Genomic DNA, 250 nt, shown 5'->3' with positions numbered 1-250 from the left:
GTGTTGCAGGCCACCATCGCGCCGCAGGACGGGCACGTGGAAATCGCCGTGTCGAATCCGGGCGAACCGCTCGATCCGTTCGTGCGCGAGCATATCTTCGACCGTTTCTATCGCATTCAGGAAGCGCGCTCGAACAGCCACGAGAATCACGGCCTCGGATTGTCGATCGTGAAGGCGGTCGCGGAAATGCACGGCGGCACGGTGTTCGTGCGCAGCGCCAACGGCATCAATACGTTCGGTTTTTCGGTGG

1 protein-coding gene is annotated in these 250 nt (G+C 61.6%); it reads left to right on the top strand.

Going from position 1 to position 250, the window contains the following annotated elements; genetic code table 11:
- A partial coding sequence (locus SB772_RS43960; protein WP_410839022.1) for an ATP-binding protein occupies positions 1 to 250 on the top strand: 250 nt, incomplete at both ends.

Origin of the sequence: Paraburkholderia sp. SIMBA_030 (assembly GCF_046535245.1) — a bacterium.
In the GTDB taxonomy this organism is placed as follows: Bacteria; Pseudomonadota; Gammaproteobacteria; order Burkholderiales; family Burkholderiaceae; genus Paraburkholderia.
This window is presented reverse-complemented; position numbering and strand designations above follow the sequence as displayed.